Below are 22,209 nucleotides of genomic sequence, written 5' to 3'. Positions count from 1 at the left end.
GCACCGCCAGAGCCCTATGGCAGGTATAGTGACGCCGCCCTGAAAATCAAAGATACAAGTTCCAAGCTGCCCTTTGTGTGCATTGCGATGCAGAGCAAGGGACCCTAGACTGTCCCGGCCCGGCTAGCGGCAATGACAGATCAAGAAGGATGGGAGCCGGAGCGGCGATGGAAACCCTTGAAACGGAAAAAGCTGGACGGCGGCGGTGGCTGGAATTGGCCGACAAGGCGCTGGACGGCGCATCGTTCGAGGACAGACTGGTTTCGCACACCGAGGACGGCGTCCGCATCGAGCCGCTGTACGAACGGGCTGCCGAAGGAGAGCCTAGCCTGCGCGTCAACCCGGAAGCTGCATGGGCTATCGTCCAGCGTGTGGACGATCCCGACCTCGACCGTGCGAAGGCGCAGGTCGAAGACGATCTGTCTCAGGGTGCGACAGGCCTGGCGCTGGTTTTCGAAGGCGCACCCAATGCCTTCGGCTACGGATTGCCTGCCGGCGCCGAGACGCTGGAGCGTATCCTGGAGGGCGTTTCCCTCAATCAGGTGCATCTGCGCGTCGATGTCCATCCCTCCAGCCGAGCCATGGCCGACTGGCTGGTCGAGCTGTTGACCCGCAGACGCGTCGATCCGGCGAAATTGAGCCTGTCTTTCGGCATCGATCCCGCCGCGATCTTTGCCGGCACCGGCCGGCTGCGCATGTCCATCGAAGCGCTGCAGGCTTCGATGCCGCAATCGCTGGCGCATTTTTTCGCCATGGGGGTTCCCGGCATCCTGCTCGAAGCAGATGGACGCGTCTTTCATAATGCCGGCGCAACCGAGGCGCAGGAGCTTGGCATCATGCTGGCGTCGGCGGTCGCCCACCTGCGGCTGTTCGAGGAGGCGCGCCAGGCGCTGATCTATGCCGCGCCGCATATCGGCTTCGCAGTGAGCGTCGATCAGGATCAGTTCGTGTCAATGGCGAAGATCAGAGCGCTGCGCCAACTGTGGAAGCGTGCGCAGGAACTGTGCTCGATCCCCCCCTCGGTCGCCCACATCCATGCCGAGACGTCCTACCGAATGATGACGCGGCAAGATCCGGAAACGAACATCCTGCGCAGCACAATCGCCTGTTTCGCGGCGGCCACGGGTGGCGCGGACACCATATCGATCCTGCCGCATACGATCGCGCATGGCCTGCCCGCGCCCTTCGCGCGGCGCATTGCCCGCAACACGCAGCTCATCATGGCGAACGAAAGCCATCTCGATCATGTCGGCGATCCCGCTTCGGGCTCGGGCGGCATCGAAGCGCTGACCAACGGCCTGTGCGAGACCGCATGGTCGGTCTTCCAGCAAATCGAAGCGGAAGGCGGCATACTGGCAAGCCTGCAATCGGGCCGCATCCAGCAACGCATCAACGCCGCGCGCACCGAACGCGCCGTTGCTTTCGACAGTGGCCATCGGACGATTGTCGGCACGACACTTCATCCAGCCGCGACCGAACGGCAGGCGGAAACGCTGCCGGCGGACCATCGCGCAGTGCCAGCGGACGGAGTGGTCTTTTGCGAAGCCCTGCTCCCAGGACGCATAGACGAATCTCTCGGAGCGGCCGAATGATCCCCGATTTTGGCCGCATCGGCTGGACGGCGTCACGCGAAGCGGCCGCCGGGCCGAAAGGCATCTGGCATACGCCGGAAGGCATCAAGGTAAAGCGCCTCTATACGCAGGACGATCTCAAGCGCCTGCCGGCGCTCGACACATATCCGGGCCTGCCACCCTTCGTGCGCGGCCCCTACCCTACCATGTATGTCCAGCAACCGTGGACGATCCGCCAATATGCCGGCTTCTCGACGGCCGAGGAATCCAACGCCTTCTACCGGCGCAACCTGGCGGCGGGGCAGAAGGGGCTTTCCATCGCCTTCGATCTGGCCACCCATCGCGGCTATGACAGCGACCATCCGCGCGTCGCCGGCGATGTCGGCATGGCCGGCGTGGCCATCGACTCGATCCTCGACATGCGCCAGCTCTTCGACGGCATCCCTCTCGACCAGATGACGGTGTCGATGACCATGAACGGCGCCGTGCTGCCGATCCTGGCGCTCTACATTGTGGCCGCCGAAGAACAGGGCGTCGCCCAGAAGGATCTCGCCGGCACCATCCAGAATGACATTCTCAAGGAGTTCATGGTCCGCAACACCTACATCTATCCGCCGAAGCCTTCGATGCGGATCGTGTCGGACATCTTCTCCTATACCTCGCGGCACATGCCGAAGTTCAACTCCATCTCGATCTCCGGCTATCACATGCAGGAAGCCGGGGCGACGGCGGACCTGGAACTCGCCTACACCATCGCCGACGGCATCGAATATGCGCGCGCCGGGGTCGCCGCCGGGCTGGACATCGACAAGTTCGCGCCGCGCCTGTCCTTCTTCTGGGCCATCGGCATGAACTTCTTCATGGAGGTCGCCAAGCTTCGCGCCGCACGCCTCCTGTGGTCGCAACTGATGGACAAGAACTTCTCGCCGAAGGACCAGCGCTCGCTGTCATTGCGCACGCATTGCCAGACGTCGGGCTGGTCGCTGACGGCGCAGGACCCTTATAACAACATCGTTCGCACCATGATCGAGGCGATGGCGGCGACGCAGGGCCACACGCAGTCGCTGCACACCAATTCCTTCGACGAGGCGCTGGCTCTGCCGACCGACCATTCCGCGCGGATCGCCCGCAACACGCAGCTCATCCTGCAGAAGGAATCCGGCACCACCCGCATCATCGATCCGTGGGGCGGTTCGGCCTATGTGGAGCGGCTGACGCATGATCTCGCCGCCCGCGCCATGAGCCATATCGAAGAGGTCGAGGCGCTGGGCGGCATGGCCGCGGCGACCGAGAAGGGCATTCCCAAGCTTCGCATCGAGGAAGCGGCGGCGCGCACCCAGGCCCGCATCGATTCCGGCGAGCAGAGTGTGATCGGCGTCAACGCCTATCGGCCGGAGCAGGACATGGAGGTCGATGTCCTCAAGATCGACAATGCCGAGGTGCGGGCGCGTCAGCTTTCCAAGCTGCAGCAATTGAAAGGCACTCGGGACGTCGCCGATGTCGAGAATGCACTGAGCGCGCTGACCCGTGCGGCAGAAAGCCAGGACAATCTGCTGGAATTCGCCATCCGCGCGGCGCGGGCGAAAGCGACGGTGGGCGAGATTTCGCTGGCGCTGGAAAAGGTTTTCGGCCGGCACGTCGCCACGGTGCAGACCATATCGGGCGTCTACCGCAAGGAACTCGGCGACAATGCGGCCGTCACCCGGTTGGAAGAAAAGCTTGCGGCCTTCGAGAAGAAGACTGGCGGCAAGCCGCGCATCCTGGTTGCCAAAATGGGACAGGACGGTCACGACCGCGGCCAGAAGGTGATCGCCACAGCGTTCGCCGATCTTGGTTTCGACGTCACCGTCGGCGCGATGTTCCAGACGCCGGAGGAAATCGCCAGACTGGCCGACGAGCACAATGTCGATATCGTCGGCGCATCGTCACTGGCGGCAGGCCATCTCACCCTGATCCCGGAACTGAAGACTGCGCTGAAGAAGATTGGACGCGATGGCGTTCTGGTGGTCGCCGGCGGTGTCATCCCGCCGCAGGACTACGACGCCGTTCTGGCGGCAGGCGCGGCGGAAATCTTTCCGCCGGGAACGGTTATTCCGGAAGCGGCGGAACGGCTGATGGAGCGGCTGCTGGCCGAAGACTAAGCGTTATAATCCCTGTTGTAACTTCGCTCGCTTGTGTTATAATTCTCGTTACAACACAGGAGCATCCCATGAACACGGTCATCCGCAAGATCGGCAATTCCGAAGGTGTGATCCTGCCGAAGGAGATACTCGAGCGCCTGAACATTAAAGCCGGAGATCAGCTTTCAATCACTGAAACGGCGAAGGGCGTCACGCTTGAAGCGGTTGACGACAGCTTCGAACGCCAGATGAAGGCCGCGCGCGAGGTCATGGACAAATACAAGGTCGCGCTCCAGAAGCTCGCGGAATGAACTGGGAGTTTCTGAGCCGGCGATCCGTGGAGGCCATGCATGCTGAACAGTTGCGCAGGCACGGCGGCGCGCAAGGCCTAAGGGATGAAAATTCGCTCGAGTCCGCTTGGGCGCGTGCTGAAAACAAAGCTAATTATGGCGAGCCCGCCATTCACGATTTAGCGGCCGCCTACGTTTTCGGAATTGCCCGAAACCACGCCTTCGTCGATGGCAACAAGCGAACGGCCATCGTCGCCGCCGGTACGTTCCTGATCGTAAACGGGTACGCGCTAACCGCCGACAACGGCACGATTTATGAATTCACGATGGGAATCGCAGCTGGCGAAATAGATGAGGAAGGCGCCACCGCCTTTTTCAGAGACCATACCGTCAAGCTGGACCCATAAGCCTTCACCCCTTCGCGCTCAGCTTGACGATCTCCCATTCCCTGCCGTTGACCGTCACCAGGTCGCCCGCCTTTTTACCGAACAACGCCTGCGCCATCGGCGACACATGCGAGATGGTGCCCTTGGCCGGATCGGCTTCGTCCTCGCCGACGATTTTCCAGTGGACCTTGCCGCCGTCCTCATCTTCCAGGGTGACGCCCATGCCGAAGCGGGCAACGTCGCTATCGGCATCCGGAACGGAGACTTCCGCGTTCTCGCGCCGCGCCGTCCAGTAGCGAAGATCGCGCGACGCCATGGCGAGGCGTTCGCGGTCCTCTTGCCGCTCCGCCTTGCCAAGCTCCTCGCGCAACCTCGCCAATTCGGCTTCGATCTGCGCCAGTCCGTGTTCAGTCACCAGATTGCGGTGCGCGCTCACCGGTTTTTCGCCGATGTCGGCGATGGATTCGTTGTCTTCTTCGCGGGTGAAGGCTCTGCTCATCGCCCGAATCTAGGCCCGCAAGCCCGGCTTCACAACCGCAAAAGCGGTATCTGCGCTCTGGCATGCTTGTTGCGCCGTACAGCTTGAGAGCCGGAAAGCTGTGCCAATGTTGAACAGAAGACGTTTCTTGACCGGCACCGCGGGCTTCGCGGTGCTTGGCCTTGCGATTGGCAAAGCCGGCGCAACCAACCTCTCCACCATCCAGACGGCATCCCTGCGCGGCTCGATCAACGCGACCGATTTCGGTGTGCGGTCCGACGCGACGGACGACCAGAGCAAAGCTTTTGCAAAGATGCTGCGCGAGGCAAGCGACCGCAATGCGCCTGTCATGCTGCCGCCGGGCATCTATATCGTTTCGAACCTCACCCTGCCCGACCGGGTGCGGCTTTCGGGCGTTCCAGGGGCGACGCGCATCGTCTATGGCGGCGGCGGCCATCTGATGATGAGCGAAGGCGCCGAGGTGGTCGATCTCGCGGGCCTCGTTTTCGACGGCGTCAATCAGTGGATCGGCGACCAGGCCGAAGGGCTGCTCGACCTGCGCCGCGTCGGCCATCTCGCCATCGACAGCTGCGTCGTCGCCGGCAGCGCGAGAAATGGCATCGTGCTTGAAGCAGCCGCCGGCCGCATCGAACGATCCACCGTCACGGGCGCGGCCGACGCCGGCATATGGTCCATCCAGGGCGCCGGAATGCGGATCGCCGGCAACAGCGTGGCGGACTGCGCCAATGGCGGCATCCTCGTCCACCGCTGGCAGGCGGGCGAGGACAGCACCATGGTCTCCGGCAACCGGGTGCAGCGGATCGGCGCGGCCGCCGGCGGCACCGGACAGAACGGCAACGGCATCAATGTCTTCCGCGCCGCCAATGTCATGGTCACCGACAACATGGTCTCGGACTGCGCCTTCTCCGCCGTGCGGGCGAACAGCGCCAGCAACGTCCAGATCGGTTCCAACACCTGCCTGCGCTCCGGCGAAACGGCGATTTATTCGGAGTTCGCCTTCGAAGGCGCGGTGATCAACGCCAACATCGTCGATGGCGCCGCCAACGGCATCTCGATCGTCAACTTTAACGAAGGGGGCCGCATGGCCACCTGCACGGGCAATGTCGTACGCAACCTGTCGGCGGTCGGGCCCTATACGCCGGACTCGCCCGGCTTCGGCACCGGCATCTGCTTCGAGGCCGACACGACTGCGACAGGCAATGTCATCGAGAACGCGCCGCTCTATGGTCTGCAGATCGGCTGGGGACCATACCTGCGCAACGTTGTGGCCAGCAGCAACATCATCCGAAACGCCGGCACCGGCATCGCCGTTTCGGTGGTCGAAGGGTCCGGATCTGCGATCCTGACCGACAATGTCATCGACGGCGCCTTGAAGGGTGCGATCGTCGGCCAGCGCTGGGCGGAACCGGTAACAGGCGACCTCGCTTCAAGCGGCAATGCGGGCTATGCGCATTTGACGGTGGAGAGAAACCACGTCAGCTAAGCAGGGCTCCGCCCGGCTGCAGCAGGCCGACCTTTGCGCCGACACGGCTTTCGATGCCCGGCCGTGCGAGTTCGTCCAATCTGGCGGCAAGTGTTGCGTCGGCGCGCAGCAGGCGTGACAAAACTGCCGTGATCATCACCTCGGCGGCGCGTCCCGCGCCGTCGTCGCATTTCAGCGCGATGCCAAACCCAAGCTCCGGAATCGCGGCGCAATAGACGCCTTCGGCGCCGGTCTTGACGAAAATCCGTCCCGGCGCCGCCTGCATCAGCGGGACATCGGCCCTGCCCGTACCCGCCACAAGGAAAGGCTCGGCCATGCAGGCGGACATAAGCCGCTTCGCCGCCGCCGCCCGTTTCGGCTCGAATCCAATACCTGTCGCCATTTTGGCAAAACCATGCGCGAAACTGCGCAGCGGCACGGCATAGGTTGGGATCGAGCAACCATCGGTGCCGCAAAGCTCTGTGCGTTGCGCCGCGCCGGTGACGGATTGCATCGCGTCTCGCACCAGCTTCTGCGATTCATGCCCGGCCTTCACGTAGCCGGATGGCGCTACGCCAAGATGAACGCAGGTGCAGAGAAAGCCGGCGTGCTTGCCGGAGCAGTTGTTGTGTAAGGCATTCGGCCAGCCGCCCGAACGCGCCAGTTCGATGGTCGCATCATGGCTGGAAGGCCAGTGCGCGCCGCATTCCAGCGCCTCCTTGTCGAGCCCGGCTTTCGCCAGCATCGATGCCGCCAGATCGACATGCTCCGGTTCGCCGGAATGAGAAGCGCAGGCCAACGCCAGTTCGCGGTCGCCGAAACCATAAGCATCGGCGGCACCGCTTTCCACAAGCGGCAGCGCCTGGATGGCCTTGACTGCCGAGCGCGGAAAGACCGGTCGGCCGGTATCGCCGATCTCCCATACGGTCCTGCCATCGGCATCGACGACGGAGATGGCACCGCGATGGGCGCTTTCGACCACCTCGCCGCGCAGAACCTCAACCAGAACCGGATTCGTCATGCTGTCACCGCACGGCCATCATCGACTGACGACTATTGCGGCGCAAGGCGACATGCAAGCGGCGTTCTTACCCTCCCCTTGTGGGGAGGGTCGGCAAGATCGCGTGCGGAGCAAAGCGACCGAGACAGGGCGGGGGTAAAAGGACTTTGAGCACCCCACCCCGAGACGCAACTACTTCACCCGCTCCAGGATCGACACGTAGTTGGCGACCGCGGCGCCGCCCATGTTGAAGATACCGGCCAGCTTGGCGTCGGGCACCTGGATGCCGCCGGCTTCGCCGGTCAATTGCATCGAGCTCAGCACATGCATGGACAGGCCGGTCGCGCCGATCGGGTGGCCCTTGGATTTCAGGCCGCCGGACGGATTGACCGGCAGCGGGCCTTCCTTGCCCGTATAGCCGTTCAGCGCCAGCTTGCCGCCTTCGCCCGGCGCGGCAAGCCCCATGGCCTCATATTCGATCAGTTCGGCGATGGTGAAGCAGTCATGCGTCTCGACGAAGGAGAGGTCGTCGACGGTGACGCCGGCATTCTTGTACGCCCGCGCCCAGGCTTCCGAAGCGCCTTCGAACTGGAGGATATCGCGCTTCGACATGGGCAGGAAATCCTGCACATGCTCGTTGGCGCGGAAGCCGATCGCCCGACGCATGGTCTGCGCCGTCTCCGCATCCGTCAGCACCAGCGCGGCCGCGCCGTCCGAAACCAGCGAGCAATCCGTGCGCTTCAGCGGGCCGGCGACGAACGGGTTCTTCTCGCTTTCGTGGCGGCAGAACTGGTAGCCGAAATCCTTGCGCATCTGCGCATAGGGATTGTCGACACCATTCCTGTGATTCTTGGCGGCGATCATGGCCAGCGCGTCCGACTGGTCGCCATAGCGCTGGAAATAAGCCTGCGCGATCTTGCCGAACACGCCGGCAAAGCCCGCAGGCGTATCGCCCTCCTCCGGCAGGTAAGAAGCCTTGAGCAGGTTCTTGCCGATTTCCGGGCCGGGCGTCGTGGTCATCTGCTCGGCGCCGACAACCAGCACGACGCGGCCGGCGCCGGAATCGATGGCGCGGATGCCCTGCCGCACCGCCGCCGAACCGGTGGCGCAGGCGTTCTCGACCCGCGTCGCCGGCTTGAAGCGCAGCCGGTCGTCAGCCTGAAGCACAAGGCTTGCGGTAAAATCCTGCGGGGAGAAACCGGCGTTGAAGTGCCCGAGCACGATCTCGTCGACGTCTTCCGGCCCGATGCCGGCGTGTTCGAGCGCTTCCAAGGCCACCTTGGTGATCAGGCCTTCGAGCGTTTCGCCCTCCAGCTTGCCGAAGCGCGAATGCGCCCAGCCAACGATACATGCGGTCATCGGTGCCTCCAGCATTTGTCTTGAAGAGATGTAATCCAGCCTGCTCCCATCGCCAAGATGGTTCAAGGCTGAACCGACTGCGCCAGAGCGCAATACGACGCACAACGGATGCGCATTTTTTATTGATTGATGAGTCAATAAAAAATAAAATCGGTGAAAGGAGTAGAACGATGCCGAAAATCGGAATGGAACCCCTGCGCCGCCGCGCGCTCATCGACGCCACGATCTCGGCCGTGGGAGAGCGCGGCTCGCTCAACGTCACCGTTTCGGAAATCGCCGGACGGGCGGGCGTCTCATCGGCGTTGGCGCATCACTATTTCGGTCCCAAGGAAGAACTGCTGCAGGCGACGATGCGGCAACTCCTCGCCGATCTCGGCACCGATCTCGGCAAGGCTCTGGCCAAGGCTTCGACACCACGCCGGCGCATCAGCGCGGTGATCGCGGTCAACTTCAACGCTGCCCAGTTCCGCGAGGAGACGGTGCATGCCTGGCTCGCCTTTTATGTCGAGGCGCAGAATTCGCTGATGCTGCGGCGGCTGCTGAGGGTCTATGCGCGCCGCCTGCATTCCAATCTGATGAGCGGGCTTATGCCGCTGGTGGGCCGGCCGGAAGCCACGCGCATGGCGGAGGCGATCGCCGCCCTGATTGACGGGCTCTACATCCGCCGCGCATTGCGGGACGGCCTGCCCAACCCTGCGAGCGCCGCCGCGCTTGTCGAGGACTATGTCGACGCCAAGCTGGCGAACCGGTCGGGCACATGACCCCTGTTCGGATTTCGCACGACCCTCGCCCTGGTGCGCGGTGTGGCAGCCATGCTTGAGGCGGACTTCGTCATCGTCGGTTCCGGTTCCGCCGGTTCCGCGCTGGCCTACCGGCTGTCGGAGGACGGCCGGCATTCGGTGATCGTCATCGAATATGGCGGCTCGGATGCCGGGCCGCTGATCCAGATGCCGTCGGCGCTGTCGATCCCGCTCAACATGCCACTCTACGACTGGGGCTTTTCCAGCGAACCGGAGCCGCATCTCGGCGGCCGGATTCTGGCGACGCCGCGCGGCAAGGTGCTGGGCGGATCTTCCTCGATCAACGGCATGGTCTATGTGCGCGGCCATGCCCGTGACTTCGACCACTGGGCCGAGGAAGGCGCGGCCGGCTGGAGCTTCGCCGACGTGCTGCCCTACTTCAAGCGCATGGAAGACAGCGTGGATGGCGAGGACGGCTGGCGCGGCATCGGCGGACCGCTGCATGTGCAGCGCGGCCCGAGGCTCAACCCGCTCTACAGCGCCTTCCTCGAAGCCGGCCGGCAAGCGGGCTTCGAGACCACCGACGACTATAATGGATCGAAGCAGGAAGGCTTCGGGCCGATGGAACAGACAATCAAGAATGGCCGGCGCTGGTCCGCCGCGAACGCCTATCTGCGGCCGGCGCTGAAGCGGCAAAATGTGAGTCTCGTCAAAGCCTTCGCACGGCGGGTGGTCATCGAGAATCAACGCGCCGTCGGGGTCGAGATCGAAGCTCGCAAACAGATTCAAGTCGTTAAGGCACGACGTGAAGTGGTCGTCGCCGCGTCGTCGATCAATTCGCCCAAGCTCTTGATGCTGTCCGGCATCGGCCCGGCGCGGCATCTGGCCGAGAGCGGCATCGATGTCGTGGCGGATCGGCCGGGCGTCGGGCAGAACCTGCAGGATCACATGGAGCTCTACATCCAGCAGGAATCGACAAAACCCATCACGCTCTATTCGGTGCTCAATCCTCTCTCGAAGGCGCTGATCGGTGCGCAATGGCTGTTCTTCAAAACGGGGCTCGGCACCACCAACCATTTCGAGGCGGCGGCCTTCGTGCGCTCGGCGCCGGGCATCGATTATCCGGATATCCAGTACCATTTCATTCCGGCCGCCGTGCGCTATGACGGCAAGGCGGCGGCGAAGTCGCACGGCTTCCAGGCGCATGTCGGGCCGATGCGCTCGAAGTCGCGCGGCTCGGTATCGCTCCGGTCGTCAGACCCTTGGGCAAAGCCGGCGATCCGCTTCAACTACATGTCGCATCCCGACGACTGGTCCGACTTCCGCCATTGCATAAGGCTGACCCGCGAGATTTTCGCGCAAGCCGCGTTCGACGACTATCGCGGCAAGGAGATTTCGCCCGGCAGCGCGCTAAAGTCCGACGAGGAACTGGACGCCTTTATCCGCGACCATGCCGAGAGCGCCTACCACCCGTGTGGCACCTGCCGCATGGGTGGCGCCGACGATCCGCGCAGCGTCGTCGATCCCGAGTGCCGGGTGATCGGGGTCGAAGGTCTGCGGGTCGCGGACTCCTCGATCTTTCCACGCGTGACCAACGGCAATCTCAACGCGCCGTCGATCATGACCGGCGAGAAAGCCGCCGACCACATATTGGGACGAACGCCGCTGCCGCCGTCCAACCAGGAACCATGGATCAATCCGCGCTGGCAGGTGTCGGACAGATAGGACATGATCTGCCGGCTCTATTGCCGGCAGAGAATACGGAGACAGAATGCGCGCCCAACCCAAGGCCTCCCACTACATCAACGGCCGTTTCGTCGAAGACGACCAGGGGGCCGCCCTGCCCGTCATCTATCCGGCGACCGGGGAGACCATCGCGACGCTGCATGCGGCGACGCCGAACATCGTCGAACTGGCGGTCGAGGCGGCGCGCGCCGCGCAGCCGGCCTGGGCGAGGCTGAAGCCGGCCGAACGCGGCCGCGTGCTGCGCCGCGCCGCCGATCTGCTGCGCGAGCGCAACGAGCATCTGGCGCGGCTGGAAACGCTCGACACCGGCAAGCCGCTGCAGGAGACGCTGGTGGCGGACGCGCCTTCCGCCGCCGACTGCCTGGAATATCTCGGCGGCGCGGTCGCTTCCTTCAATGGCGAATTCATCGATCTTGGCGGGCCGTTTGCCTACACGCGCCGCGAGGCGCTCGGCGTCTGCGTCGGCATCGGCGCCTGGAATTACCCGATCCAGATCGCCGGCTGGAAATCGGCCCCGGCGCTGGCCATGGGCAACGCCATGGTTTTCAAGCCATCGGAACAGACGCCGCTTTCGGCGCTGGCGCTGGCCGAAATCTACACGGAAGCCGGGCTGCCCGACGGGCTGTTCAACGTCGTGCAGGGCTACGGCGACGTTGGCGCGGCACTCGTCGAGCATGAGGTCGTCGCCAAGGTCTCCGTCACCGGCTCGGTTCCCACCGGCCGCAAGGTGCTGGCGCTGGCCGGCTCGAAGATGAAGCACGCGACGATGGAACTGGGCGGCAAGTCGCCGCTGATCGTGTTCGACGACGCGGACCTCGAAAGCGCCATCGGCGGCGCGATGCTCGGCAATTTCTATTCGAGCGGCCAGGTCTGCTCCAACGGAACCCGCGTCTTCGTCCAGAAGGGGCTGCACGACCGCTTTGTCGAACGCCTGCTGGAGCGGACGAAGAAAATCCGCATCGGCGACCCCCTCGACCCCGAAACGCAGATGGGACCTCTGGTCAACCGGACGCAGCACGAGAAAGTGCTGTCCTATATCGAGGCCGGAAAGCAGGAAGGCGCGACGCTGGCTTGCGGTGGCGGCGTGCCGTCGCTGCAAGGTTTCGATGGCGGCTTCTTCATTGAGCCGACCGTGTTCACCGGCGTGGCGGACACGATGCGTATTGCGCAGGAGGAAATTTTCGGCCCGGTGATGAGCGTGCTCGCCTTCGAGGCCGAGGAGGAGGTGATCGACCGCGCCAACGACACCGAATTCGGCCTCGCCGCCGGTGTCTTCACCGCCGATCTTGCCCGCGCCCATCGCGTCATCGGCGAGTTGCAGGCTGGAACCTGCTGGATCAACGCCTACAATCTGACACCGGTCGAGATACCGTTCGGCGGCTTCAAGCAATCCGGTATCGGCCGCGAGAACTCGCTGGCAGCGCTCGAGTATTATTCGCAGGTGAAGTCGGTTTACGTGGAGACCGGCAAGGTCGACAGCCCGTACTGATCCCGAAGCCAGATTGCGCGGCGATCAGTCCCGCCCCGCGGTGCTGTCCAGATACTGCGTCAGGGCACACACCAGGTGATAAAAAATGCTGGCCGGCACGTCCTGCGCCAGCGAACGTCCGCGCTCATCGATGCGATCGATCCACAGCCCTGTCGGCGCCGGATCGACGTGCCACCGGAACAGCCGTCCGACGCGCGCCTCGACTTCCGGCTTCATGTCCGGACCGCCGGCGGAATCCAGCGCGATGGCAGCCTTGATCGCCTCCGATTGCGGCCAGCTGCGCGAGACCTGGTCGAGCGGCATGCCTTGACGAGACACGGCAGCGTAGGCCAGGCCGGTGGCGCGATTGAGCCCATTGGCGATGGCGGAAGCGTAGAGCTTGCGGGCGAACACCATCAGGTCGTTCTGGCCGCTGCGCGTCGCGAAATCGACCAGCAGCGACGCCCATTCGAAATGGTGGCCCGGCTCCGTCCACAACCCTTTCTCACCTGTAACCGGACGCCATTCGGCGTCGAAATATTCGCCCAGCGTCCAGCTTTCCGGATCGAAGAAATGGCTGCGGAACAGGTCGATGATGCGCGCCGCGCGGCGCAGGTAGGTGCGGTCGCCGGTCGCCTGATGCCATGCGAGGAACGCTTCCAGCAGATGCATGTGCGGGTTGGAGCGCCGTTCCTCCTCGCCGTCCGAGGTTTCGAGAAAACCCGTCAGCCGCCTGTCTTCCAGGTGCGCGTCGAGAAAGGCGAAGGTTTCGCCGGCAAGGGCTATGGCGTCCGGATTGCCGCACATATGCGCATAGGCCAGCGCCAGCAGCACGCAGGAATGATCGTAGGCGTCCTCGGCGGCATCGGCGACCGTGCCATCGACGTTCAAGGTTCGCACCCACCCGCCCCGGTCCGTGCGCCCGTGGCGCGTCATGAATTCGATGCCATGTGCGATCAGCTTGTCGGAAGGACCGTCCCAGCCGCGCGCCTTGGCCACGGCGAAGGCGTAAACCTGGCGCGCCATGGTGCGCATGCGCTTCGGCTTCATCAGCGGCCTGGCGTCGAATCCGAGCGCTTCGTGAAAACCGCCATGATGCTCATCGACACCGGCGGTCGACCAGAGCGGCAATGTCTCCTCGAAGAGCCAATGCCGGACCCGTCGACGCCACGCGCCGCTTTCCATGACGCGGTCATGCGCCGGCGTGAACCTGGTTTCGAGACGGCCGCCTTTTTCGAGCTGCTCGACGATCTTGCGCACATTCTGGCTGTGGCTAACCGGGGCGACGAATGTCGCGTCGGCTGTCGCCACGATGGCGACGTCCCTCATGCCCACGGCCGAGAGCAGGCGGCCCTCGCTGCGGATATACGAGTTCTGGCAGTCTATCGCGACGACATCGCCGAGGATGACATTGCCGTTGCCGTCCAGCGGCCCGACATCGAGCAGGGATTGCCAGGAGCCCAGGTCATTCCAGCGGAACGTCGCCGGAACCATGGCGATGTCCTTCGCCTGCTCCATGATCGCGTAATCGACCGAGATGGACGGGATTGCACCATATAGCTCGGCAGACATGTAGAGGCCCGAAACATCGGCGGACGCCTGGCTGAAAGCCGCTTCCGTGGCGTTCCAGATTTCGGGCTGGAATTTCAGGAAAGCATCGCGCATGGCGCTGGCGCGAAACAGGAAGATGCCGGTATTCCAGTAGAAATTGCCAGCCCGCAGATATTCTTCCGCCTTGGCCAGATCCGGTTTCTCGACGAAGCGCGACACGTCGAACACACCGCCCTTCTCGTCCGCGACTTCGATATAGCCATAGCCGGTTTCGGGATGGCCGGGCTTGATGCCGAACACCACCAGCCGGCCTTGGCGGGCGGCTTCGACGCCGGCTTCCACGGTCTGCCAGAATCGCGCGGTGGTCGAAATCTCGTGGTCGGAAGGAACCACCAGCACCAGGCTGTCGCCGAATTGCCCAAGCGTCCGCAAAGTGGCCAGCGCCACCGCCGCCGCCGTGTTGCGGCCGAGCGGTTCGTAAAGCGCGCCGCCGCCAGCCAGATCGAGGCCGGCGAGGTCGGCATTGATGCGGGCCGCGTGCCGTTCGGCGGCGATCAGGAACACCGGCGTTTCGCCGGCACCCTTGTCGCGGGCCGTGAGACGCAGCAGCGTCTTGATCAGCATCGAGCCGCCGCCGGACAGGTCGTGGAACTGCTTCGGATTGTCCTCACGCGACAGCGGCCACAGGCGCGAGCCGACGCCGCCACTCATGACGAAACTGACGATGCGTTGGCTCATGCGGGTACCGTGGTCAGAACGTCTGGTTGTACGGGCCGACCTCGGGATTGCGCCGCAGCACGGCATCGACCCCCTCGAACATCTGCCGCCGGCGTTCGGACGATACAGGGCTTTCGACCACGACGACAAGCTCCGGCTTGTTGGAGGAGGCGCGCACCAGACCCCAAGTACCATCCTCGGCCACGACGCGCACGCCGTTGACCGTGATCAGATCGACGATGCGCTGGCCGGCGAAGATCGCGCCTTCCGCTTTCATCGCCTCGAAAGCCGCGACGACCCTGTCCACCACGCCATATTTCACCTCGTCGGCGCAGTGCGGCGACATGGTTGGCGTGCCATACGTAAGCGGCAAGTCGCGGTAGAGATCGGCCATGGACTTTGCCGGGCTGCGGTCGAGCATCTGGCAGACGGCGATCGCGGTGACGAGGCCATCGTCGTAGCCGCGCCCGATGGGCGGATTGAAGAAGAAGTGCCCCGATTTCTCGAAGCCGGCGATGGCGTTCAGTTCGGCAACCCGCCTCTTGATGTAGGAATGCCCGGTCTTCCAGTAATCGGTCACAGCACCACTGGCTTTGAGGTCCGGATCGGTCATGAACAGGCCGGTCGATTTGACGTCAACCACGAATCGAGAGCCCGGATGCAGCCGCGAAATATCGCGCGCGAGCATGACGCCGACCTTGTCGGCGAAGATCTCGTTGCCCTCATTGTCGACCACGCCGCAGCGGTCGCCGTCGCCGTCGAAGCCGAGGCCGATGTCGGCGCCTGTCTCCAGCACCTTGTCACGGATGGCGTGCAGCATCTGCATGTCTTCCGGGTTCGGATTGTAACGCGGGAATGTATGATCGAGTTCGGTGTCCAGCGGGATCACCTCGCAGCCGATGCGCTCCAGCGCTTCAGGCGCGAAGGCGCCCGCCGTGCCGTTGCCGCAGGCCGCGACAACCTTCAGCCGGCGCGAGATGCTTTTGCCAGCGGTGACGTCGTCCAGATAGGCGGCGCGGAAATCGGCAACGAAGTCGTAGCTGCCGCCGCCGGTCAGATCGAAATCGCCGGCCAGCACAATTTGCTTCAGCGCAGTCATCTCGTCCGGGCCAAAGGTCAGGGGCCGCGCCGCGCCCATCTTGACGCCGGTCCAGCCGTTCTCGTTATGCGAGGCTGTCACCATGGCGACCGAGGGCGTGTCGAGCGCGAACTGCGCGAAATAGGCCATCGGCGACAGCGCCAGGCCAATATCCTTGACCCGTGCGCCGGCGGCCATCAGGCCCGATACCAACGCCAGCTTGATGCCCAGCGAATAGGCGCGGAAGTCGTGGCCGGTGACGATGTCCGGTCCGACGCCGAGGCGGCGGATCAGGGTGCCCAGACCCATGCCCAGCGCCTGGACGCCGACGAGATTGAGTTCCGGCGGCACGTCGCTGGCGTCGCGGCCGAACCACCAGCGCGCGTCATATTCGCGGAACCCGGACGGCTTGATGAGCGCCGAGGTTTCAAAGGCGAACGTGTTCGGCAGGGCCTCGGAAACGATCTTCAAGGACAATCGGCGGCACTCCAGACACAAGTTGTCGTCGCACCTCGCAGGCACGAGCGCGTCGTTTGCAGTCTTTTAGACCGGCTTGCCTAACGGGAAATTGAAAACATCCGGCGATCTGCGGATAAAGCTAACGATTTGCCTCGCCGGCCACGGCTTTGGCGCTTGCAGGAAGCGGACGCGGCGGCTATAAGCCCGCCGTCTGGCAGCGGAGTGTAGCGCAGCCTGGTAGCGCACCTCGTTCGGGACGAGGGGGTCGCAGGTTCAAATCCTGCCACTCCGACCAGCCAGATTTTTCCCGCTTCCACCTCACCTCAGCACGATCGCTATCGGCGTCGGCCGATCCCAATAGGCAAAGTCCGTGCCGCGCTGATCGCGATTTTGGAACAAGGCGCCGTTTCCGATAAACGCACAGGCGCTGCCGCCGGAATCGGCCAGTATGGCGTCCGTCATCCCCGATTCGAGCGCGATTTCCGATAGTTCGCGGGCGCTGCAACTGGCCCCGATCAGATAGTGCAGATTACCGACGTGATCGAAGCCGACTATGGATTTCGCCCGCTCTTCGGATTCCACGAATTTATGGAATGTCGCCGGCACGCAGCGGGTGTCCTCGTCGCTCCGGCAGAAACTGTCCATCCCCTCGCCTGACGGAACTACCGTTCCGTCGCTGACCAGCCTCGGCCCGCCCTGGAATGCTTCCTGTATATCGCCGTCCAGCGTCCACTTTACGGACCCCGTATCTATCAGCGAATCGATAGCCTCGGCGTTGAAACCGGCCGTCTTCCTTATGACGACAACGCAACCGCTGGCGGGGATGGCGAGTTGGCCTTCCGTAGCCCAGGCAATCACCTTGTCACGTATGATGACGAACCCGTAGCAGTCCTCGCCCAGTTCCGCATAAGGCTGCGCCTTTGGATGACGAATATGAAACCGGATATCCGCACGGGAACCAGGCGACAGCCGCTTTCCGCTTTCGGTCTCCAGCACCATATCATCCATGGACATCTTGCGGATGCTTATGGCTCCGGACACCGACTGAACCAGTGTGTTCCTCGGCAACAAGGCGGGCGCGTAAACCTTCCCTGCCCTGACGCAGAGCCCGTAGACGTCGCCGATCGCGCAGAAGTCCGAATTCACTTCATCGGGATCCATCGAGAAGAAGGGCCCGACCGTCAGCACCTGGTTGTGATAGTCGATGCCGGTCCTGCGGATTGTGCCCAGCCGATCGAAAAACAGCCGCCGCTCGAAGGTCGAGTCCCGCCAGCCGGCATAATCCCTCAGATGGCGGCTGGAATGGATGAAGCCATTGTCGAAAAGGGCGCGGACCTGGCCGCTGTCGGAACCGTTCGCGGCATGGGCGGCCAGATAACGCTTCGCCAATGTCCTGAATTCCAGCATGTTGGCGTTGCCGATCCTGCGATCGTTCCGGAACATTGACGGAATCTCCGAGCCAAGCTCCGGCAGCAACATGCATTCGACATTGCCGTGAAAGGCCGCGTATGCGTGGCCGAAATCCTTCATCAGCACAGCGCCGTCCTCGTTCTTCGTATCAATTATACTGAACGATTTGGCAGAAATCTTGATTAAATCTCTGTGAGAATGGCTCACGCTATCCGGCAAATAGCTTTTTTGAATATTTATGCCATTCATTCTTCAATTTAACCTATGGTTTATTTTCCCGCTTCGAGAATATGTGACGTTCCGGGTGGTTGCAACGCTTTATGCTAGCGTTTTCGCGGCAATCGGGGTCGTCACAGATTTCGGCCCAGAAGCTACCGGTCCAAAGCCTCCACACGTCTATGCAATCTTTAGTTGCATTGCCAGTTGTCGGATTGGCGAAGAAGCAATGGCATCCTCTTTGCCATGGAAACCGTTGGCAGGCATCCCCCGTATTTCAAGGATTTCGGCTCCTGCCGCCGCGCCACTTCGGCCGTGGAGTTCGCCCTGCTGGCGCCGCTCTTCATCTTTCTTTTGCTCGGAATGGTTGCATATGGCATTTATTTCGGCGCCAGCCATTCGCTGCAGCAGATCAGCGCCGATGCCGCGCGCACCGCGGTTGCAGGCCTCGACGCGACGGAACGGCAGACCCTGGTCAACCAGTTCATCGCCGCCAACGCCGCCGGCTACCCGTTCATCGATGCGCTGAAGCTGACGGTCGCAGCCGATGACAGCACGGCTGACGCCAACCAGTTCGTCGTTTCGGTGACCTACGATGCACGCGACCTGCCGATCTGGAATCTTTTCAGAACCCTGCCACTGCCGGACACGACCATTTCGCGCCGTTCGACGATCCGTATCGGAGGATTGTGATGGAGCTGGGACCCTGGACTTCCATTCTTCGAAGGGCAGCCGGCGACCGCAGGGGAAATTTCGCGGTCATGACCGCTGTCAGCATGCCGTTTGCGATCGCGTTGAGCGCCTTCGCGGTGGACCTCGGCTCGCTCTACACCGAGCGCAGGGAAGCGCAATCGATCACCGACCTCGCGGCGATCAACGCGGCCGCGAATATGTCCAATGTCGAGGCGGCTGTGCTGGCGACGCTCGGCGACAATGGCTTCCCGCCAGCCACCGTCCAGCAGCCCGACCAGGCGCTGAAGCCGACGAAGGGGAAGCCGGTCGTCGAAATCATCAAGGGCCGCTACGTCGCTGACGCCACCGCGGCGATCGGCAAGAGGTTCGAAGCCGGCGCCGAACCGGCCAACGCCGTCAGGGTTTCGCTGCGCAAGACCGGCAATCTGTATTTCGGCGCTTCCCTGATGGACGAACCGGTTATTGGCACCTCCGCCATCGCCAGCACATCGTCGCAGGCGGCCTTTTCGGTCGGCTCCCGGCTGCTGAAAGTGGATGGCGGCATCCTCAATGCCCTTCTCCAGGGGTTGGTCGGCGGCAACATCTCGCTCAGCGTCATGGACTATAATGCGCTGATCGCCGCCGATGTGAACGTGCTCTCATTCCTCGATGCGCTGGCTGTGGACCTCAATCTCACCGGGGGCACCTATTCGCAGGTGCTGGCGTCGAAGGCGACCGTCGGCCAGATCGCCAAGGCGATGGCAAACACCGCCGGCATGGGCCAGTCCGGCAAGCTGGCGCTGCAGGCCATTGCGGCGGGAGCGGCGAGCACGGTCAAAATTCCGCTCAATCATCTGGTCGATCTCGGTCCTGTCGGCAGGCTGGGGCTTGGCCAGCAACCTGCCGGGCTTTCCGTGGACGCCAGCGCCATGAGCATGCTGACGGCGGCGGCGGCGCTCGCCAACGGGTCGCACCAGGTCGAACTCGCGCTTGGCGCAACAATTCCCGGACTTGCCGGCGCGACATTGGCGGTCGCCATCGGCGAACCCGAGCAGTTTTCGCCATGGCTGGCGGTCGGCGAAAAGGGAACTGTCGTCAGGACCGCGCAGACGCGCATCAAGCTCGTCGCCACCGTCGGCGTCGGCAACAGCAATCTTGGCGGCGGCATCAAGCTCTTGTCGGTCAAGCTGCCGCTTCATGTCGAAGTGGCGCACGCAGAGGCAAAACTGACCGACATCACCTGCTCGACAGGTCGGCCGGACAGCCGCAAGGTCACCATTTCCGCCCGTCCCGGCATCGCCTCGCTACGAATTGCTGATGCCGACGCCATCGGCTTTGCCGATTTCAGCAAGCCGCAGAGCTTCCGCGACGCCGCGATCGCCGAGGTGAGTGTGAAACTGCTGCTGCTTACGCTCGACCTGCTGGGGGTCAATGGGTCTGCCTCGGTGGCGGTGACCAACAACAACCCGACCACGCTTGTCTTCGACAATGCTGATATCGTCGCCAAAAAGATCAAAACCGTCTCGACGCGGAACGTGACCCAATCGCTGACGACATCGCTCGTCAACGACCTTTCCCTGAAGGTGAGCGCGCTTGGCCTCGGCCTCGACGTTACGGCGCTGCTCGGCACGGTGAAGCCGGCCGTCATCACGCTTTTGAACGGCGTCACCGCGCCGGTCGATACGCTGCTCTACAATGTGCTGGCGGCGCTCGGCATCAAGGTCGGCGAAGCGGATGTGCGCGTGACCGGCACAAGCTGCGGACGCTCCGTGCTGGTTCAGTAGCCGCGCCGTCAGCCCAGCTGGCCGATGAACGCCCGCAATCCGGGCAGATGCAGCGTGCCGCCCTGCAAGGCGGCGCCATAGCCGGCGAAATCGATGGCCTCGATCGATCCCAGGTCGGCCGGCAAAGTCCAGGACGCATCGCCTTCGGCGAAATTGAAGGCGCAGAGCAGCCGCTCCCCGCCGCCCTCGCGGACGAAGGCCAGCATATCGCCCTCGGTCTCCAGGAACCGGATCGACCCCGCCACCAGCGCCGGATGCGCCTTGCGGATCGCCAGCACGGCGCGATAGTGGCTCAGGACCGAGTTGATGGCGGCCGCCTGCACGTCGACGGCGCGGGCGCGCTGCGCGTCCGGCACCGGCAGCCATGGCTTGCCGGTCGAGAAGCCTGCATTGGCGGCGTCCGCCTCCCAGACCATCGGCGTGCGGCAGCCGTCGCGGCCCTTGTTGCCCGGCCAGAAGCGGATGCCGACCGGATCGCGCAGATCCTCGTAGCGCAGTTCCGCCTCCTGCAAGCCAAGTTCCTCGCCTTCGTAGAGGCAGATCGAACCGCGCAGGCACGCCAGCAGTTCGATCGAGAATTTCGCCACCGCATCGGCATCGCCGCCCGGCCGTGTCCAGCGGCTGACGTGGCGCACGACATCGTGGTTGGAGAATGCCCAGCACACCCAGCCATCCGGCGCCTGTGCCTCGAAGGCTTCGACGCAGCCGCGCACATGCGCGGCGGAGAACTGCTGGCCTAGCAAGTCGAAGGTATAGGACATGTGCAACTTGTCCCCGCCCGACGTGTAGGCTGCCAGCGTCTGCAAGGACCGGCCCTCGTCGCCGATTTCGCCGACGCTGGTGCGCGCGCCGTACCCATTCAGCACCGATCGAAAGCGCTTCAGGAAATCGAGGTTCTCCGGCTGCGTCTTGTCGAACAGATGCTCCTGGAACAGGTAGGTGCTGTTTTGGCCATTGGTGCCCTCGATGCTGGACGGCAGCGGCGGGTTGTCGCGCAACCATCGGTCCTGGACATAGTAATTCACCGTGTCCAGCCGGAAGCCATCGACGCCGCAGTCCAGCCAGAAGCGCACGGTCGAGAGCAGCGCGTCCTGCAGGTCGGGATTGTGGAAGTTTAGCGCCGGCTGCGCGGCGAGGAAATTGTGCAGGTAGTATTGCCGGCGCGTGGCGTCCCATTCCCAGGCCGGGCCGCCGAAGACCGACAGCCAGTTGTTGGGCGCGGTGCCGTCCGGCTTTGGGTCCGCCCAGACATACCAGCCGGTCTTGCCGTTATCGCGGCTTGCACGGCTTTCGACGAACCACGGATGTTTGTCGGAGGTGTGAGCGAGAACCTGGTCAATGATGACTTTCAGGCCGAGCCGATGCGCCTCGGCGACCAGCGCGTCGAAATCCTCCAGCGTGCCGAACATCGGATCGACCGCCTCGTAGTCGGATACATCATAGCCCATATCGGCCATCGGCGACTTGAAGAAGGGCGAAAGCCAGATCGCGTCAACGCCGAGCGAGGCGACATGGCCGAGGCGGCTGGTGACGCCGCGCAAATCGCCGCTGCCATCGCCGCTCGTGTCCTGGAATGAACGCGGATAGATCTGGTAGATAGCGCAGCCGCGCCACCAATCGGCAATATCCGGGTTCGACACTATCCGCTCCACACCTTGTTGCGTGGCCATGCCAAGACCTT

The 22,209-nt window shown here is 63.5% G+C and carries 17 protein-coding genes and 1 tRNA gene; 11 read left to right on the top strand and 7 right to left on the bottom strand.

What is annotated here, in order from left to right; genetic code table 11:
- Positions 1–149: 149 nt before the first annotated feature.
- From ASD44_RS01745 to ASD44_RS01730, 4 genes are all read left to right on the top strand, one after another.
- Entirely contained in the window at positions 150–1,592 is a 1,443-nt protein-coding gene (locus ASD44_RS01745; RefSeq protein ID WP_056107969.1) for a methylmalonyl-CoA mutase subunit beta, read from the top strand.
- Positions 1,589–3,712 (top strand): methylmalonyl-CoA mutase, encoded by a 2,124-nt coding sequence (scpA, locus tag ASD44_RS01740; RefSeq protein WP_056107967.1) that lies wholly within the window; start codon positions 1,589–1,591, stop codon positions 3,710–3,712. Before ASD44_RS01745 ends, scpA begins: the two co-directional genes overlap by 4 nt.
- 68 nt (positions 3,713–3,780) lie before the next feature.
- On the top strand, positions 3,781–4,002 hold the full coding sequence (locus tag ASD44_RS01735; protein ID WP_056107964.1) for an AbrB/MazE/SpoVT family DNA-binding domain-containing protein: 222 nt from the start codon (positions 3,781–3,783) through the stop codon (positions 4,000–4,002).
- Positions 3,999–4,388 (top strand): type II toxin-antitoxin system death-on-curing family toxin, encoded by a 390-nt coding sequence (locus ASD44_RS01730; protein WP_056107961.1) that lies wholly within the window; start codon positions 3,999–4,001, stop codon positions 4,386–4,388. The genes ASD44_RS01735 and ASD44_RS01730 overlap by 4 nt, the downstream gene beginning before the upstream one ends.
- A 4-nt stretch (positions 4,389–4,392) precedes the next feature.
- On the opposite strand, the gene greA is transcribed toward ASD44_RS01730, so the two are convergent.
- Complete coding sequence (gene greA / locus ASD44_RS01725) at positions 4,393–4,866, bottom strand: transcription elongation factor GreA (RefSeq protein WP_056107958.1); 474 nt, start codon at positions 4,864–4,866, stop codon at positions 4,393–4,395.
- A gap of 106 nt (positions 4,867–4,972) precedes the next feature.
- Between greA and ASD44_RS01720 the strand changes: the two genes are divergently transcribed.
- Positions 4,973–6,349 carry a TIGR03808 family TAT-translocated repetitive protein gene (locus ASD44_RS01720; protein WP_056107955.1) on the top strand — a complete coding sequence of 459 codons (1,377 nt, stop codon included), beginning with the start codon at positions 4,973–4,975 and terminating at the stop codon, positions 6,347–6,349.
- Here ASD44_RS01720 and ASD44_RS01715 read toward each other — a convergent pair.
- Positions 6,342–7,349: an asparaginase gene (locus tag ASD44_RS01715; RefSeq protein WP_056107952.1), complete on the bottom strand. Its 1,008-nt coding sequence runs from the start codon at positions 7,347–7,349 to the stop codon at positions 6,342–6,344. The two genes, ASD44_RS01720 and ASD44_RS01715, sit on opposite strands and share 8 nt — an antisense overlap.
- Before the next feature lie 171 nt (positions 7,350–7,520).
- Entirely contained in the window at positions 7,521–8,687 is a 1,167-nt protein-coding gene (locus ASD44_RS01710; RefSeq protein ID WP_056115242.1) for an acetyl-CoA acetyltransferase, read from the bottom strand.
- A gap of 170 nt (positions 8,688–8,857) precedes the next feature.
- Between ASD44_RS01710 and betI the strand changes: the two genes are divergently transcribed.
- Genes betI through betB form a run of 3 tightly spaced genes read left to right on the top strand, consistent with a single transcriptional unit; the run spans position 8,858 to position 12,662 of the window.
- On the top strand, positions 8,858–9,448 hold the full coding sequence (gene betI / locus ASD44_RS01705; RefSeq protein ID WP_056107949.1) for a transcriptional regulator BetI: 591 nt from the start codon (positions 8,858–8,860) through the stop codon (positions 9,446–9,448).
- 51 nt (positions 9,449–9,499) lie between these two features.
- Positions 9,500–11,152 (top strand): choline dehydrogenase, encoded by a 1,653-nt coding sequence (betA, locus tag ASD44_RS01700; protein ID WP_056107946.1) that lies wholly within the window; start codon positions 9,500–9,502, stop codon positions 11,150–11,152.
- Between the two features lie 46 nt (positions 11,153–11,198).
- The gene (gene betB / locus ASD44_RS01695; protein ID WP_056107943.1) at positions 11,199–12,662 is read left to right on the top strand and encodes a betaine-aldehyde dehydrogenase; all 1,464 of its coding nucleotides are present in this window, start codon (positions 11,199–11,201) and stop codon (positions 12,660–12,662) included.
- A gap of 24 nt (positions 12,663–12,686) precedes the next feature.
- On the opposite strand, the gene ASD44_RS01690 is transcribed toward betB, so the two are convergent.
- Positions 12,687–14,930 carry an AGE family epimerase/isomerase gene (locus ASD44_RS01690; protein ID WP_056107940.1) on the bottom strand — a complete coding sequence of 748 codons (2,244 nt, stop codon included), beginning with the start codon at positions 14,928–14,930 and terminating at the stop codon, positions 12,687–12,689.
- A 13-nt stretch (positions 14,931–14,943) separates the two neighbouring features.
- The gene (locus ASD44_RS01685) at positions 14,944–16,464 is read right to left on the bottom strand and encodes a phosphomannomutase/phosphoglucomutase (RefSeq protein WP_056107937.1); all 1,521 of its coding nucleotides are present in this window, start codon (positions 16,462–16,464) and stop codon (positions 14,944–14,946) included.
- A gap of 200 nt (positions 16,465–16,664) precedes the next feature.
- Between ASD44_RS01685 and ASD44_RS01680 the strand changes: the two genes are divergently transcribed.
- A tRNA-Pro gene (locus tag ASD44_RS01680) sits at positions 16,665–16,741 on the top strand.
- Positions 16,742–16,764: 23 nt separating this feature from the next.
- On the opposite strand, the gene ASD44_RS01675 is transcribed toward ASD44_RS01680, so the two are convergent.
- Positions 16,765–17,889: a phosphodiester glycosidase family protein gene (locus tag ASD44_RS01675; RefSeq protein ID WP_162246412.1), complete on the bottom strand. Its 1,125-nt coding sequence runs from the start codon at positions 17,887–17,889 to the stop codon at positions 16,765–16,767.
- A gap of 429 nt (positions 17,890–18,318) precedes the next feature.
- Between ASD44_RS01675 and ASD44_RS01670 the strand changes: the two genes are divergently transcribed.
- Positions 18,319–18,765, top strand: coding sequence for a TadE/TadG family type IV pilus assembly protein (locus ASD44_RS01670; RefSeq protein WP_082542363.1), 447 nt, complete (start codon positions 18,319–18,321; stop codon positions 18,763–18,765).
- Positions 18,765–20,528, top strand: coding sequence for a pilus assembly protein TadG-related protein (locus ASD44_RS01665; RefSeq protein WP_056107930.1), 1,764 nt, complete (start codon positions 18,765–18,767; stop codon positions 20,526–20,528). Before ASD44_RS01670 ends, ASD44_RS01665 begins: the two co-directional genes overlap by 1 nt.
- An 8-nt stretch (positions 20,529–20,536) precedes the next feature.
- Here the strand turns inward: ASD44_RS01665 and ASD44_RS01660 are convergent, their stop codons facing one another.
- Complete coding sequence (locus ASD44_RS01660) at positions 20,537–22,198, bottom strand: alpha-glucosidase family protein (protein WP_056107928.1); 1,662 nt, start codon at positions 22,196–22,198, stop codon at positions 20,537–20,539.
- Positions 22,199–22,209 lie beyond the last annotated feature (11 nt).

The organism is Mesorhizobium sp. Root554 (assembly GCF_001427025.1).
In the GTDB taxonomy this organism is placed as follows: Bacteria; Pseudomonadota; Alphaproteobacteria; order Rhizobiales; family Rhizobiaceae; genus Mesorhizobium.
Note: the sequence above shows the minus strand (reverse complement) of the source record. Positions and strands in the feature narration are given on the sequence as shown.

What these genes read in the sequence shown, in the direction of transcription:
- ASD44_RS01745 (WP_056107969.1), top strand. Translation starts at nt 150, where the DNA reads ATGGGAGCCGGAGCGGCGATGGAAACCCTTGAAACGGAAAAAGCTGGA.
- scpA (WP_056107967.1), top strand. Translation starts at nt 1,589, where the DNA reads ATGATCCCCGATTTTGGCCGCATCGGCTGGACGGCGTCACGCGAAGCG.
- ASD44_RS01735 (WP_056107964.1), top strand. Translation starts at nt 3,781, where the DNA reads ATGAACACGGTCATCCGCAAGATCGGCAATTCCGAAGGTGTGATCCTG.
- ASD44_RS01730 (WP_056107961.1), top strand. Translation starts at nt 3,999, where the DNA reads ATGAACTGGGAGTTTCTGAGCCGGCGATCCGTGGAGGCCATGCATGCT.
- greA (WP_056107958.1), bottom strand. Translation starts at nt 4,866, where the DNA reads ATGAGCAGAGCCTTCACCCGCGAAGAAGACAACGAATCCATCGCCGAC.
- ASD44_RS01720 (WP_056107955.1), top strand. Translation starts at nt 4,973, where the DNA reads ATGTTGAACAGAAGACGTTTCTTGACCGGCACCGCGGGCTTCGCGGTG.
- ASD44_RS01715 (WP_056107952.1), bottom strand. Translation starts at nt 7,349, where the DNA reads ATGACGAATCCGGTTCTGGTTGAGGTTCTGCGCGGCGAGGTGGTCGAA.
- ASD44_RS01710 (WP_056115242.1), bottom strand. Translation starts at nt 8,687, where the DNA reads ATGACCGCATGTATCGTTGGCTGGGCGCATTCGCGCTTCGGCAAGCTG.
- betI (WP_056107949.1), top strand. Translation starts at nt 8,858, where the DNA reads ATGCCGAAAATCGGAATGGAACCCCTGCGCCGCCGCGCGCTCATCGAC.
- betA (WP_056107946.1), top strand. Translation starts at nt 9,500, where the DNA reads ATGCTTGAGGCGGACTTCGTCATCGTCGGTTCCGGTTCCGCCGGTTCC.
- betB (WP_056107943.1), top strand. Translation starts at nt 11,199, where the DNA reads ATGCGCGCCCAACCCAAGGCCTCCCACTACATCAACGGCCGTTTCGTC.
- ASD44_RS01690 (WP_056107940.1), bottom strand. Translation starts at nt 14,930, where the DNA reads ATGAGCCAACGCATCGTCAGTTTCGTCATGAGTGGCGGCGTCGGCTCG.
- ASD44_RS01675 (WP_162246412.1), bottom strand. Translation starts at nt 17,889, where the DNA reads ATGTTCCGGAACGATCGCAGGATCGGCAACGCCAACATGCTGGAATTC.
- ASD44_RS01670 (WP_082542363.1), top strand. Translation starts at nt 18,319, where the DNA reads ATGGAAACCGTTGGCAGGCATCCCCCGTATTTCAAGGATTTCGGCTCC.
- ASD44_RS01665 (WP_056107930.1), top strand. Translation starts at nt 18,765, where the DNA reads ATGGAGCTGGGACCCTGGACTTCCATTCTTCGAAGGGCAGCCGGCGAC.
- ASD44_RS01660 (WP_056107928.1), bottom strand. Translation starts at nt 22,198, where the DNA reads ATGGCCACGCAACAAGGTGTGGAGCGGATAGTGTCGAACCCGGATATT.